The sequence below is a fragment of the Streptococcus oralis subsp. oralis genome, from assembly GCF_002096435.1.
Lineage (GTDB): Bacteria > Bacillota > Bacilli > Lactobacillales > Streptococcaceae > Streptococcus > Streptococcus oralis_AA.
On sequence record NZ_NCUI01000025.1, the window covers coordinates 26,119 to 38,759 of the forward strand.

Annotated in this window: 12 protein-coding genes; 9 read left to right on the plus strand and 3 right to left on the minus strand. The window is 38.0% G+C overall.

Features of this window, described 5'->3' with window-relative positions; translation table 11 throughout:
- Positions 1 to 51 precede the first annotated feature (51 nt).
- Positions 52 to 1,674, minus strand: a complete 1,623-nt coding sequence (locus B7723_RS06415; protein WP_000958788.1) for an ATP-binding cassette domain-containing protein — start codon at positions 1,672 to 1,674, stop codon at positions 52 to 54.
- A 195-nt stretch (positions 1,675 to 1,869) separates the two neighbouring features.
- Between B7723_RS06415 and trpS the strand changes: the two genes are divergently transcribed.
- Both trpS and guaB read left to right on the plus strand, forming a co-directional pair.
- On the plus strand, positions 1,870 to 2,895 hold the full coding sequence (trpS, locus tag B7723_RS06420) for a tryptophan--tRNA ligase (RefSeq protein WP_084850103.1): 1,026 nt from the start codon (positions 1,870 to 1,872) through the stop codon (positions 2,893 to 2,895).
- Positions 2,896 to 3,057: 162 nt separating this feature from the next.
- Positions 3,058 to 4,536, plus strand: coding sequence for an IMP dehydrogenase (guaB, locus tag B7723_RS06425; RefSeq protein WP_084850102.1), 1,479 nt, complete (start codon positions 3,058 to 3,060; stop codon positions 4,534 to 4,536).
- A gap of 61 nt (positions 4,537 to 4,597) precedes the next feature.
- Here the strand turns inward: guaB and recF are convergent, their stop codons facing one another.
- A complete protein-coding gene (gene recF, locus B7723_RS06430; RefSeq protein ID WP_084850101.1) occupies positions 4,598 to 5,695 on the minus strand; it encodes a DNA replication/repair protein RecF in 1,098 nt (365 codons plus the stop codon).
- Positions 5,696 to 5,697: 2 nt separating this feature from the next.
- Positions 5,698 to 6,066, minus strand: coding sequence for a S4 domain-containing protein YaaA (yaaA, locus tag B7723_RS06435; protein ID WP_084850100.1), 369 nt, complete (start codon positions 6,064 to 6,066; stop codon positions 5,698 to 5,700).
- Positions 6,067 to 6,226: 160 nt separating this feature from the next.
- Between yaaA and yfmF the strand changes: the two genes are divergently transcribed.
- The 7 genes from yfmF to B7723_RS06470 are packed head-to-tail and all read left to right on the plus strand — an operon-like array spanning position 6,227 to position 12,624.
- A complete protein-coding gene (yfmF, locus tag B7723_RS06440; RefSeq protein ID WP_084850099.1) occupies positions 6,227 to 7,477 on the plus strand; it encodes an EF-P 5-aminopentanol modification-associated protein YfmF in 1,251 nt (416 codons plus the stop codon).
- Positions 7,474 to 8,757, plus strand: coding sequence for an EF-P 5-aminopentanol modification-associated protein YfmH (gene yfmH, locus B7723_RS06445; protein ID WP_084850098.1), 1,284 nt, complete (start codon positions 7,474 to 7,476; stop codon positions 8,755 to 8,757). Before yfmF ends, yfmH begins: the two co-directional genes overlap by 4 nt.
- 36 nt (positions 8,758 to 8,793) lie before the next feature.
- Complete coding sequence (gene rodZ / locus B7723_RS06450) at positions 8,794 to 9,633, plus strand: cytoskeleton protein RodZ (RefSeq protein ID WP_162279223.1); 840 nt, start codon at positions 8,794 to 8,796, stop codon at positions 9,631 to 9,633.
- A 10-nt stretch (positions 9,634 to 9,643) separates the two neighbouring features.
- On the plus strand, positions 9,644 to 10,189 hold the full coding sequence (gene pgsA, locus B7723_RS06455; protein WP_084850096.1) for a CDP-diacylglycerol--glycerol-3-phosphate 3-phosphatidyltransferase: 546 nt from the start codon (positions 9,644 to 9,646) through the stop codon (positions 10,187 to 10,189).
- Positions 10,186 to 11,013 carry an energy-coupling factor ABC transporter ATP-binding protein gene (locus B7723_RS06460; protein WP_084850095.1) on the plus strand — a complete coding sequence of 276 codons (828 nt, stop codon included), beginning with the start codon at positions 10,186 to 10,188 and terminating at the stop codon, positions 11,011 to 11,013. Before pgsA ends, B7723_RS06460 begins: the two co-directional genes overlap by 4 nt.
- On the plus strand, positions 10,998 to 11,837 hold the full coding sequence (locus B7723_RS06465) for an energy-coupling factor transporter ATPase (RefSeq protein ID WP_084850094.1): 840 nt from the start codon (positions 10,998 to 11,000) through the stop codon (positions 11,835 to 11,837). Before B7723_RS06460 ends, B7723_RS06465 begins: the two co-directional genes overlap by 16 nt.
- Positions 11,830 to 12,624, plus strand: coding sequence for an energy-coupling factor transporter transmembrane component T family protein (locus B7723_RS06470; protein WP_084850093.1), 795 nt, complete (start codon positions 11,830 to 11,832; stop codon positions 12,622 to 12,624). Before B7723_RS06465 ends, B7723_RS06470 begins: the two co-directional genes overlap by 8 nt.
- Positions 12,625 to 12,641: the final 17 nt, after the last annotated feature.

Below are 12,641 nucleotides of genomic sequence, written 5' to 3' on the forward strand. Positions count from 1 at the left end.
AGAATGATAGAAAACTCAGTTGGTTACCCCAACTGAGTTTTGAAGTCTTATTTAATCTTTCCAAAGTTCTTTAACTTTTGCTTGTACTTCTGCATTTTCTAGGAATTCATCATAGGTTTCATCGATACGATCAATGACGCCATTCTTAGACAAAACAATAATATGGTTTGCTAAAGTTTGAATGAACTCGTGATCATGACTAGCAAAGATGATTGATTCTTTAAAGTTTTTCAATCCATCGTTCAAGCTTGAGATAGATTCCAAGTCCAAGTGATTTGTTGGATCATCAAGTACAAGGACATTTGATTTCAAGAGCATGAGTTTTGAAAGCATGACACGTACTTTTTCTCCCCCTGACAAGACGTTTACAGGTTTGTTAACCTCATCTCCAGAAAAGAGCATACGACCAAGGAAACCACGTAGGAAGGTATTGTCATCTTCTTCTTTACTTGCAAATTGACGCAACCAGTCAAGGATTGACTCTCCTCCTGCAAAATCAGCCGAGTTGTCTTTTGGCAAGTAAGAACGGCTAGTAGTAACTCCCCACTTGACAGTTCCTTCATAGTCGATGTCATCCATGATTGCACGAATTAATGCAGTCGTTTGGATGTCATTTTGTCCAATAAGAGCTGTCTTATCACCTGGACGCAAGATGAAACTAATATTGTCTAGGATAGTTTCACCATCAATCTTTACAGTTAGATTTTCTACTGTCAAGAGATCATTACCAATCTCACGTTCTGCTTTAAAGTTGATAAATGGATATTTACGACTAGATGGCACAATCTCTTCTAATTCAATCTTGTCAAGCATTTTTTTACGAGACGTTGCTTGTCTTGACTTAGAAGCGTTGGCAGAGAAGCGAGCAACGAATTCTTGCAATTGCTTAATTTTTTCTTCTGCCTTGGCATTACGGTCTGCTAGCAATTTAGCAGCAAGCTCAGAAGATTCCTTCCAGAAGTCGTAGTTTCCGACATAGAGTTTGATTTTTCCAAAGTCAAGGTCGGCCATATGAGTACACACTTTGTTTAAGAAGTGACGGTCGTGGGATACTACGATAACGGTGTTATCAAAATCAATCAAGAAGTCTTCTAGCCAAGTAATCGATTGGATATCTAAACCATTGGTTGGCTCATCCAAAAGAAGAACATCAGGTTTACCAAATAAGGCTTTAGCAAGGAGAACCTTCACTTTTTCACCATTGGCCAATTCGCTCATGTTTTGATAGTGCAATTCTTCTGGAATGTTTAGGTTTTGAAGTAGTTGAGACGCTTCACTTTCTGCTTCCCAACCTCCAAGTTCAGCAAATTCACCTTCGAGTTCGGCTGCACGAACACCATCTTCATCTGAAAAATCTTCCTTCATGTAAATGGCGTCTTTTTCTTTCATGATGTTGTAAAGTTTTTCATTTCCCATAATAACGACATCAATAACTCGCTCATCTTCATAGTCAAAATGATTTTGACGGAGAACAGAGAGACGTTCATCTGGACCAAGAGAGATGTGACCAGTTGTTGGCTCAATATCACCAGCTAAGATTTTTAAGAATGTAGACTTCCCAGCACCATTAGCACCAATTAATCCGTATGTATTTCCTTCTGTAAATTTGATATTGACATCATCAAAAAGTTTGCGATCACTAAAACGTAGTGAAACATCAGATACTGTAAGCAATGTTTTTCTCCTATAATATGTAATATATTTATTCTACTAGAAAAGAGAGAAATATTCAAATTTTTGTTTGTCAATTTTATGTCAATTAAGTTTACAGGTTTGTTTACAATGAGTTAGTTGTTTGATTTAAATAATTTTCTGTTATTTTAACAAAAAAATGCTATAATTGAAGAGACCATTTCGGAGGAGAAAAAAATGACGAAACCCATTATTTTAACAGGAGATCGCCCAACAGGAAAACTGCATATTGGACATTATGTTGGGAGTCTTAAAAATAGAGTATTACTGCAGGAAGAAGACAAGTATGAGATGTTTGTTTTTTTGGCGGACCAACAAGCATTGACAGATCACGCCAAAGACCCTCAAACGATTGTAGAATCGATTGGGAATGTTGTCTTGGATTATCTAGCAGTTGGATTGGATCCAAGTAAATCAACTATCTTTATTCAAAGCCAGATTCCAGAGTTGGCTGAGCTGTCTATGTACTATATGAATTTAGTGTCACTAGCACGTTTAGAGCGCAATCCTACAGTGAAAACAGAGATTGCTCAGAAAGGGTTTGGAGAAAGTATTCCGACAGGATTTTTGGTTTATCCGATTGCGCAAGCAGCTGATATTACTGCCTTCAAGGCTAATTATGTTCCTGTAGGAACAGACCAAAAACCAATGATTGAACAAACTCGTGAGATTGTTCGTTCCTTTAATCATGCTTATAACTGTGATGTTTTGGTGGAACCAGAAGGTATTTACCCAGAAAATGAAAGAGCGGGCCGTCTACCTGGTCTAGATGGAAATGCTAAAATGTCTAAATCCCTTAATAATGGTATTTATCTAGCAGATGATGTGGATACGTTGCGTAAAAAAGTCATGAGTATGTATACAGACCCGGATCATATTCGTGTTGAGGATCCAGGTAAGATTGAAGGAAACATGGTTTTCCATTATCTAGATGTGTTTGGTCGTCCAGAAGATGCTCAAGAAATTGCGGACATGAAAGAACATTATCAACGTGGTGGTCTTGGTGATGTGAAGACGAAACGTTATCTACTTGAAATATTAGAACGGGAACTTGGTCCTATTCGTGAGCGCCGTATCGAATTTGCTAAGGATATGGGAGAAGTGTACAATATGCTTCAAAAAGGTAGTGAAAAAGCACGTGAGGTTGCAGGTCAAACTCTATCTGAAGTTAAGGGAGCAATGGGACTAAATTATTTTAAATAATAGATAAAATATGAATCGTAAAACTATCTCTTCCATAGGATCACAGGGATAGTTTTTTTATGATTTCTACCATAAATATAATTGACAAATTTTCATAGAATGGTATGATAGATACAATACAAAAAGAGTCAAGCTCAAAAAGAAAGAAAAGAGGAAACTTCAATGTCTAATTGGGATACTAAATTTTTAAAAAAAGGTTTTACCTTTGATGATGTATTGCTCATTCCAGCAGAAAGTCATGTGTTGCCTAATGATGCAGATTTAACAACAAAATTGGCAGATAATCTGACTTTAAATATCCCAATTATAACAGCCGCCATGGATACAGTCACAGAAAGTCAAATGGCTATTGCCATTGCTCGTGCGGGTGGTCTTGGAGTAATCCATAAAAATATGTCTATTGCGCAACAGGCAGATGAAGTTCGCAAGGTAAAACGTTCTGAAAATGGTGTTATTATTGATCCATTCTTCTTGACTCCAGAACACACTATTGCTGAAGCAGATGAACTGATGGGACGTTACCGTATCAGTGGTGTTCCAGTTGTGGAGACACTTGAAAATCGTAAATTGGTTGGTATTCTAACAAACCGAGATCTTCGCTTTATTTCAGATTACAATCAGCCAATCTCAAACCATATGACCAGTGAAAATCTTGTTACTGCTCCTGTTGGTACAGATCTTGCAACAGCTGAAAGTATTCTTCAAGAACACCGTATTGAAAAACTTCCTTTGGTTGATGAAGAAGGTCGTCTTTCTGGCTTGATTACTATTAAAGATATCGAAAAAGTAATTGAATTTCCTAATGCAGCAAAAGATGAGTTTGGTCGTCTTCTAGTTGCTGGTGCAGTAGGTGTTACTTCAGATACATTTGAACGTGCAGAGGCTCTTTTTGAAGCAGGAGCGGATGCGATTGTTATTGATACTGCACATGGTCATTCTGCAGGTGTCTTGCGTAAAATTGCTGAGATTCGTGCTCACTTCCCAGACCGCACTTTGATTGCGGGTAATATTGCCACTGCAGAAGGTGCGCGTGCTCTTTATGATGCAGGTGTAGATGTTGTCAAAGTCGGTATCGGACCAGGTTCTATTTGTACCACTCGCGTGATTGCAGGGGTTGGTGTTCCACAAGTTACATCAATCTATGATGCGGCAGCAGTTGCGCGCGAATATGGAAAAACGATTATTGCTGATGGTGGAATCAAGTACTCTGGAGATATCGTGAAAGCCCTTGCTGCAGGTGGGAATGCAGTTATGCTTGGATCAATGTTTGCAGGAACAGACGAAGCGCCTGGCGAAACGGAAATTTTCCAAGGACGTAAGTTTAAGACTTATCGTGGTATGGGATCAATCGCTGCAATGAAGAAAGGTTCAAGTGACCGTTACTTCCAAGGTTCTGTCAATGAAGCAAACAAACTTGTTCCAGAAGGAATTGAAGGCCGTGTTGCCTATAAAGGAGCAGCAGCTGATATTGTCTTCCAAATGATTGGTGGTATTCGCTCTGGTATGGGTTACTGTGGTGCAGCTAACCTTAAAGAACTACATGATAATGCTCAATTTATTGAAATGTCTGGGGCTGGTCTAAAAGAAAGCCATCCTCATGATGTGCAAATTACTAATGAAGCGCCAAACTACTCCATGTAAGTAGTAAAAAAGGTAAAAAAGAACTCCTGATTTTCAGGAGTTCTTTTTGTTTACAAAGTTGTCAATTTTGATTTACAGAAATTTTACCGTTTTGAATATTGAAAATACTAAGGTTTTCTGGCAAGTTTTGTAAGTGGTCTAAACTTGTTGTTGTAATAAAGGTTTGGATAGATTGAGAAATGGTTTCTAGTAATTTTAGTTGCCGTGTATTGTCAAGTTCGCTCATAACATCATCAAGCAATAGTATAGGAGACTCGTTGGTAATGCTTTCCATTAGCTCAATCTCTGCTAGTTTGATAGAAAGCACAAGACTACGATGTTGACCTTGGCTTCCAAAACTAGCATCCATACCATTGATATAAAAAGAAATATCATCTCGATGAGGGCCAACTCCAGTATTCTTTTTAAATAAGTCTCTGGATCTGCTTTTCTCCAAAGCAATTTTAAAAGAACTTGTTAGCTGTTCTTCATCAGTGAAGTTGACAGATGATTGATAAGATATTGACAAGCCTTCTAATTTATTTGAAATTTCTAAGTGTTTTTTTTGACCAAATTTCTCTAAGTCTTTAATGAATTTTATCCGATGCTTTATGACGCGACAACCATACTCTACTAACTGATCATCTAATACTGACAGAAATGTTTCATCAATCTTCTGGCTGGATTTTAGGTAAGTATTTCTTTGCTTGAGTATATGATTGTAGTTTGACAAGTCTGACAAGTAGATTGGTTTAATTTGTCCCAGTTCGATGTCGATAAATTTTCGACGGACAGAAGGTGCTCCCTTAATTAGCTGGAGATCTTCAGGTGCGAAGAGGACAACATTCATATGACCGATGTAGTCTGATAGGCGAGCTTGTTTTAAGTGATTGACCTTAGTCACACGCCCTTTTGGCGTTAAATCAATTTCTAGAGGGATAGAGCTTGTTTTTTTCTGTAGCAAGCCAGAAAGATGGAGTTGCTCGTTATCAAAATGAATGAGATTTTTATCTGTACGAGTCCGATGACTACGTGTCAAGGCTAAGAAATAGATTGCTTCTAGAATATTGGTTTTTCCTTGTGCATTTTGACCTAGAAAGACATTTAATTTTGGATTGAAATCAATTTTTGCCTCTTTGTAGTTTCGAAAGGTTTTAATTGTTAAATGTTGGAGCCACATGGTTATCTTCCTGGAAAACGTGGAACTTGTTTGGTTTTAGGCGATGAAGAAGTTTTTTGTTTTTCTTTCTTGACACCTTTATTCATCTCTTTGACAAGTTTAGCAATTCGCTCTTTCTCAATCTTATCTGCTTGATACTCTTCTTGCTCTTTTAAACTTGGTTGTGTCAAGGTGATGTCAATCTTTAAATCAGGAATGTCAATCGTATCTCCAATACGGATTTTTTTCCCACGTCTACTTTCTAACTCACCATTAAAGTAAACTTGATGATCTATTAAAAAGGATTTGATAGCACCACCGCTTTGTATAATTCCAAGTTCTTTTAGGAGGGCTTGGAGCGTAATAAATTTTTCAAATAATTTGTATTCCATAATTCACCTCAATCTTTGGTATTATACCATATTTTCCTTGAAATAGCTGAAGGAAAGTTAGCTGAAATGAAAACGGTTTTACTCTTTAAAGCTATAAAGAGAACAAGAAAAATTTTAATTTTCGTGGTATAATAGAACTCTATATGTAAGGAGGTAAGGTATGGAATTAGTGCCTGGAATTTCAGCACATTTTGTTCAATCCCAAAAGTTTAAAACAAATAAAATTACCATTCGTTTTACTGCTCCCTTATCTCTTGAGACGATAGCAGGACGTATGTTGAGCGCGAGTATGTTGGAGACGGCAAATCAAGTTTACCCAACATCTCAAGTATTTCGCAGATACTTGGCAAGTTTATATGGAACAGATATTTCCACAAGTGCTTATCGTAGGGGACAGGCACATATTCTTGACTTAACATTTACTTATGTGAGGGATGATTTTTTAAGTAAAAAGAATGTCTTGACTTCTCGAATTTTGGAATTGGTGAAACAGACTTTATTTGCTCCCTTAGCTCAAGATGGTGCTTTTGAGTCAGCTTTATTTGAAATTGAAAGAAAACAGTTATTGGCTAGTTTAGCTACTGATATGGATGATTCATTTTATTTTGCTCATAAGGAGTTGGATAGCTTGTTCTTCCATGATGAGCGTCTTCAATTGAGATACAGTGATTTACGAAATAGCATTTCAAATGAGTCTCCAGAAAGTAGCTACACGTGCTTTCAAAATGCTCTGAAGAATGATCGTATTGATTTCTTTTTCTTAGGTGATTTTAATGAAGTAGAAATTACAGAATCGCTGAAGTCATTACCCTTTACAGCTAGAGAGAACGGCGTCACTATCCAGTACCATCAATCTTATTCGAATGTCCTACGAGAAGGAATGATTCAGAGGAATGTTGGGCAATCTATTTTAGAATTAGGCTATCATTCTCCTGTAAAATATGGTGATGATGAGCACTTGCCCATGCTTGTTATGAATGGTTTGTTGGGTGAATTTGCACATTCGAAACTTTTTACAAATGTTCGTGAAAATGCTGGGATAGCCTACACAGTCTCGAGTCAATTGGATTTGTTTAGTGGTCTGTTAAGGATGTATGCGGGTATTGATAGAGAAAATCGAAATCAGGCTAGAAAAATGATGAATCATCAATTGCTAGATTTGAAAAAGGGTAACTTTACAGATTTTGAACTTGAACAAACCAAGGAGATGATTCGACGATCTTTGTTGATGGCTCAAGATAATCAACAAACCCTAGTTGAAAGAGTCTATTTGAATGCTCTATTGGGAAAATCAAGCTTTGATATGGATCGATTGGTGGCAAAATTAGAGAGTGTTGATAAAGAAGCTATATGTAAAGCTGCCAACAGTTTAAAGTTAAAAGCGATTTACTTTATGGAAGGAGTAGAATGACAAAGGTTACTTTTGAAAAAAAATACTATTCTGCTGTAAAGGAAACAGTCTACAAAACAAAATTGTCAAATGGGTTGACAGTTTCTTTACTCCCTAAGCAAGATTTCAATGAGGTTTATGGGATTGTAACGGTTCAATTTGGTTCTGTAGATGCAACTTATACAAGCTTGGACAAAGGTTTACGTCATCATCCAGCAGGAATTGCCCATTTTCTTGAACATAAATTGTTTGAACGAGAAAATTCTGAAGATATGATGACTGCTTTTACTCGATTAGGTGCAGACAGCAATGCCTTTACAAGCTTTACCAAGACTAGCTATCTTTTTTCAACAATTGACTATTTATTAGATAATTTAGATTTACTTGATGAGTTAGTTGGAGATGCTCATTTTACAGAAGAGTCTGTTTTGAGGGAACAAGATATTATCCATCAAGAACGAGAAATGTATCAAGATGATCCAGATTCGCGTTTGTTTTTTGCAACATTAGCCAATCTTTATCCTGATACTCCTTTAGCGACAGACATTGTTGGGAGTGAGAAATCAATTTCTGAGATTCAAGTTTCAAATTTAAAAGAGAACTTTACAGACTTTTACAAACCTGTCAACATGTCACTGTTTTTAGTTGGAAATATTGATGTAAAAGTTGTTGAGGAATACTTTTCGAAAAAGGAAAATAAGATTTTAGAGCAGTTTACAGTTTCAAAAGAGCAATTACCTTTGCAACCTGTGAAGAAAACAGATAGTCTTCGGATGGAAGTTTCTTCACCCAAACTTGCTGTCGCTATTAGAGGAACTGGTCAAATAACGGAAGAGGAGTCTTATCGTTACAACATTTTATTGAAATTGCTATTTACGATGATGTTTGGCTGTACTTCGGATCGTTTTCAAAAATTATACGAGACAGGGAAGTTAGATGCGTCATTGTCACTAGAGGTTGAGGTAAATAGTCGCTTTCATTTTGTGATATTGATGATGGATACCAAGGAACCTGTTTCTTTGTCGCACCAGTTTCGGAAAGCGATTCGTCAGTTTAGTAGTGATGAAGATATTACTGAGGAGCATCTCGATCTTGTTAAGAGTGAGATGTTTGGAGAATTTTTCAGTAGTATGAACTCTTTGGAATTTATTGCAACTCAATACGATCCGATGGATCGCGGAGAAACAATTTTTGATTTTCCGAAAATTTTACAGGAAATTACTTTGGAAGATGTTCTTGAAGCTGGGCATCGTTTGATTGATAATGGTGATCTAGTTGATTTTACAATTTTTCCAGCCTAAATAAGGCAAGAACACTAGAAAGAAGGAATGGTAAGTATGAGAAAAAAAACAATTGGCGAGGTTTTGCGTTTAGCTAGAATTAACCAAGGATTGAGTATAGAAGAATTGCAGAAAAAAACTGAAATTCAGTTACATTTTCTAGAAGCAATGGAGGCGGATGATTTCAATCAACTTCCTAGCACTTTTTACGCTCGTTCTTTTTTAAGAAAATATGCCTGGGCAGTAGAGTTAGATGAAAGAATTGTTTTGGATGCCTATGATTCAGGTAGTATGATCACCTATGAAGAGGTCGATGTTGATGAAGAAGACCTGTCTGGTCGTAGACGATCAAATAAGAAAAAAACGTCTTATCTCCCCTTATTTTATTTTGTGCTATTTGCTTTGTCAATTTTAATTTTTGTCACTTACTATGTTTGGAACTACATCCAAACTCAGCCAAGACCTTCTTCAGCTAACTATAGTGTTGTGAACTCAACTAGTTCAACAACCTCATCTAGTTCAACAACCTCATCTAGTTCATCTTCTAGTAGTCAGGTATCAAGCTCATCTTCTATTACGGAATCAACTATTACCGTTTCAGGTGAAGGGAACCGCATTGAAGCTCGGTATAAAACGAGTAAGGAAACCGCTACTGTTCAACTGGCAGTATCAGATGCAACTAGTTGGGTAAGTGTTTCAGGAAGTGAGCTGGAGGGTGGTGTGACACTATCTGCAGACAATAAGAATGCAAAAACAACAGTTTCAACTAAGAATCCCGTTACTATTACTTTAGGTGTAGTGAAGGGAGTTACTGTGACTGTGGACAATCAAACAATCGATACCTCGAAGCTGACAACTCAGACTGGAACTGTAACACTTACATTCACTACAGATTAAGGAAAAATCAATGAAAAAAGAACAAATTCCTAATGTATTAACTATTGGTAGAATTCTCTTTATACCTCTCTTTATTCTTATTTTGACTTTGGGCCATTCACAAGGCAGTCACCTGCTGGCAGCGATTATCTTTGCAGTTGCTAGTATAACGGATTATCTCGATGGTTACCTTGCTCGTAAATGGAATGTAGTCAGCAACTTTGGAAAGTTTGCTGATCCGATGGCCGATAAGCTGTTGGTTATGTCAGCTTTTATTATGTTGATTGAGTTGGGTATGGCTCCAGCTTGGGTTGTTGCTATTATCATCTGTCGTGAACTTGCGGTGACAGGCTTGCGTTTGTTGCTTGTTGAGATGGGAGGGACAGTTCTAGCAGCAGCGATGCCAGGGAAAATCAAGACCTTTAGTCAGATGTTTGCCATTATCTTTTTGCTCTTACATTGGAATTTAATTGGTCAGCTGTTGCTTTATATCGCTTTGTTTTTCACTATCTACTCTGGTTATGATTATTTCAAGGGTAGCGCTCATGTATTCAAAGGGACATTTGGTTCGAAATGAAATCGATTATTGAAGTAAAAAATCTGTCTTTTCGTTATAAGGAAGACCAGGATCATTATGACGTTAATAATGTCTCGTTTCACGTGAAACGGGGAGAATGGCTTTCGATTGTAGGTCATAATGGGAGTGGAAAATCGACAACTATCCGTTTGATTGATGGATTGCTTGAAGCAGAGTCTGGGGGAATCTGGATAGATGGGCAATTGCTGTCCTCTGAGAACGTTTGGGACTTACGTCGTCAAATTGGTATGGTTTTTCAAAATCCAGATAACCAATTTGTGGGGGCAACTGTTGAAGATGATGTCGCCTTTGGTTTAGAAAATCAGGGACTTCCTCGTGAAGAAATGAAGAAGAGAGTGACTGAATCTTTGGAGTTGGTGGGGATGCTGGACTTTAAGAAGAGAGAACCAGCTCGTTTATCTGGTGGCCAAAAACAACGTGTGGCCATTGCAGGAGTTGTTGCTCTGAGGCCAGCTATTTTAATTCTAGATGAGGCTACAAGTATGTTGGACCCCGAGGGACGAAGAGAACTGATTCAGACAGTTCAAGAGATTCGAAAAGACCATCAGATGACAGTCGTCTCCATTACACATGACTTAGAAGAAGTTGCGATGAGTGACCGTGTCTTGGTCATGAAAAAAGGCCAAGTGGAGTCAACCAGCAGCCCAAGAGAACTTTTTTCTCGGGCTGACCTTGACCAGATAGGGTTGGATGAACCTTTTACTAATCAATTGAGAGAATCTTTGAGAGAGACTGGTTATCAGTTGCCAGATGGCTATTTGACAGAAGGAGAGCTAGAGGACAAGTTATGGGAATTACTCTAGAAAATGTGAGCTTTACCTATCAAGAGGGAACTCCCCTATCTTCATCAGCCTTGGCTGATGTTTCTTTGACGATTGAGGATGGTTCCTATACAGCTTTAGTAGGGCACACAGGTAGTGGGAAATCAACGATTTTACAGCTTTTAAATGGCCTATTGGTACCAAGTAAGGGCTCTGTTCGAGTTTTTGATACCGTCATTACCCCTACATCAACCAATAAAGAAATTCGCCAGATTCGAAAGCAGGTTGGTCTAGTGTTTCAATTTGCTGAAAATCAGATTTTTGAAGAGACTGTTTTGAAAGATGTTGCATTTGGACCGCAAAATTTTGGAGTTTCTGAGGAAGAGGCCAAGAAAATTGCGCGAGAAAAGTTAGCCTTGGTAGGCATCGATGAGTCACTCTTTGAGCGCAGTCCTTTTGAACTTTCGGGTGGTCAGATGAGACGTGTGGCTATAGCAGGTATGCTAGCCATGGAGCCAACTGTCTTGGTTTTGGATGAGCCAACAGCTGGACTAGATCCTCTTGGCAGAAAAGAATTGATGACCTTGTTTAAAGAGCTTCACCTTGCTGGAATGACAATCGTTCTGGTAACGCATTTGATGGATGATGTAGCTGCATATGCTGATCAGGTTTATGTTATGGAAAAGGGGCGTTTGGTCAAAAGTGGCAAACCAAGTGATGTCTTTCAAGATGTAGCCTCTATGGAAAAGGTACAGTTAGGTGTGCCTAAAATCACAGCCTTTTGTAAGCGTTTGGCAGACAGAGGTGTAGCTTTTAAAAAACTGCCAATCAAGATAGAGGAGTTTAAGGAGTCGCTAAATGGATAGTATGATTTTAGGGCGTTATATACCAGGGGATTCCATCATTCATCGCTTGGATCCACGTAGTAAATTGCTTGCCATGATCCTGCTGATTTTGATTGTATTTTGGGCCAATAATCCCCTCACCAATCTCGTTCTGTTTGTAGCGACAGGTATATTTATCGCATTATCGGGCGTTTCTCTCTCATTTTTCGTTCAGGGATTAAAATCCATGTTCTTCTTGATCGCCTTTACGACTCTTTTTCAGCTCTTTTTCATTTCAAGTGGAAATGTCCTATTTGAGTTTTCTTTTATAAAAATAACGGATTATGCTTTGCAACAAGCAGGAATCATTTTCTGTCGTTTTGTGTTGATTATTTTCTTTTCAACCTTGCTAACATTAACGACCATGCCTTTGAGTCTGGCAGCTGCAGTTGAAGCTCTTTTAGCACCGCTGAAACGTGTGAAAGTTCCCGTTCATGAAATTGGCCTCATGTTATCAATGAGTTTGCGTTTTGTTCCAACCTTGATGGATGACACGACGAGAATTATGAATGCTCAAAAAGCTCGTGGAGTTGACTTTGGCGAAGGTAGCATCGTTCAAAAAGTAAAGGCAATGATTCCGATTTTAATTCCTCTTTTTGCGACTAGTTTAAAGCGAGCAGATTCATTGGCAATAGCCATGGAAGCGCGTGGTTATCAGGGAGGAAAGGGTAGAAGTCAGTATAGACAATTGAGATGGAGTCAAAAGGATACACTGACAATTCTTGTGATTTTGGTACTGGGATGTTTCTTATTTTTCTTAAAATCTTAGCAGATTTGTAGGATTGA

Excerpts from the sequence above, each read along its gene's own strand:
- trpS (WP_084850103.1), top strand. The coding sequence starts at position 1,870 with ATGACGAAACCCATTATTTTAACAGGAGATCGCCCAACAGGAAAACTG.
- guaB (WP_084850102.1), top strand. The coding sequence starts at position 3,058 with ATGTCTAATTGGGATACTAAATTTTTAAAAAAAGGTTTTACCTTTGAT.
- recF (WP_084850101.1), bottom strand. The coding sequence starts at position 5,695 with ATGTGGCTCCAACATTTAACAATTAAAACCTTTCGAAACTACAAAGAG.
- yaaA (WP_084850100.1), bottom strand. The coding sequence starts at position 6,066 with ATGGAATACAAATTATTTGAAAAATTTATTACGCTCCAAGCCCTCCTA.
- yfmF (WP_084850099.1), top strand. The coding sequence starts at position 6,227 with ATGGAATTAGTGCCTGGAATTTCAGCACATTTTGTTCAATCCCAAAAG.
- yfmH (WP_084850098.1), top strand. The coding sequence starts at position 7,474 with ATGACAAAGGTTACTTTTGAAAAAAAATACTATTCTGCTGTAAAGGAA.
- rodZ (WP_162279223.1), top strand. The coding sequence starts at position 8,794 with ATGAGAAAAAAAACAATTGGCGAGGTTTTGCGTTTAGCTAGAATTAAC.
- pgsA (WP_084850096.1), top strand. The coding sequence starts at position 9,644 with ATGAAAAAAGAACAAATTCCTAATGTATTAACTATTGGTAGAATTCTC.
- B7723_RS06460 (WP_084850095.1), top strand. The coding sequence starts at position 10,186 with ATGAAATCGATTATTGAAGTAAAAAATCTGTCTTTTCGTTATAAGGAA.
- B7723_RS06465 (WP_084850094.1), top strand. The coding sequence starts at position 10,998 with ATGGGAATTACTCTAGAAAATGTGAGCTTTACCTATCAAGAGGGAACT.
- B7723_RS06470 (WP_084850093.1), top strand. The coding sequence starts at position 11,830 with ATGGATAGTATGATTTTAGGGCGTTATATACCAGGGGATTCCATCATT.